At 75.9% G+C, this 731-nt stretch carries 1 protein-coding gene; it reads left to right on the top strand.

Annotated features, from left to right (window positions below; genetic code table 11):
- Positions 1-104 precede the first annotated feature (104 nt).
- On the top strand, positions 105-704 hold the full coding sequence (locus tag HMPREF0731_RS22340) for an outer membrane lipoprotein (protein WP_007006546.1): 600 nt from the start codon (positions 105-107) through the stop codon (positions 702-704).
- Positions 705-731 lie beyond the last annotated feature (27 nt).

The following is a 731-nucleotide window of genomic DNA, read 5'->3' as shown; positions in this document are numbered from 1 at the left end:
CCGGACGCCCTGGCCCGCTCTGGCCAGGCGCGGCCCGGGCGGTAATCTGCCACAGGCCGCGCCCGTCGCGCGGCCCGATGCCAAAGTGACAAGGGGATACCGCCATGCCCGCGCCTTCTCGCCTCTCCCGCGGCCTTCGCGCCGGCCTCGCTGTGCTGCTGGTGGGCGGCACGGTGGCGGCCTGCGCGCCGCAGAACACCGGCACCACCTACAGCAGCTACGGCATGGGCCGCGCCGCCTCGGTCTCCTACGGCACGATCGTCGGCATGCGGCCGGTGCAGGTGCAGAACGAGGGCAGCGCCGGCGTCGGCACGGCGGCGGGCGCGGTGGCCGGCGGTGTCGCCGGCAGCTTCATCGGCGGCGACTGGCGCTCCAACGCGCTGGCCGGGCTGGGCGGCGCGGTGATCGGCGGCCTGGCCGGCAATGCCATCGGCCGCGGCGTCGGCACCACCAACGCGGTCGAGTTCTTCATCCGCGAGGACCATGGCGGCGACATCTCGGTGGTGCAGACCAACGAGGAGGGGCTGCAGGTGAATGACCGCGTGGTGATCAGCCGCGGCGACCGCACCCGCGTCTCGCGCGCCGCCGGCGGCCCGCCGCCGGGCGCCTATGCGCCGCAGGGCGTGCCGCAGGGCTATGGCGCCCCGGCCTATGGCACCCCGGCCGGCTATGGCGGCGGCCCCGTCTATGGCGGGGCGAAGTAAGGCCCCGCGACCATCAGCCCCCCGGGC

This window comes from Pseudoroseomonas cervicalis ATCC 49957 (assembly GCF_000164635.1).
GTDB classification, from domain to species: Bacteria; Pseudomonadota; Alphaproteobacteria; order Acetobacterales; family Acetobacteraceae; genus Pseudoroseomonas; species Pseudoroseomonas cervicalis.
This window is presented reverse-complemented; position numbering and strand designations above follow the sequence as displayed.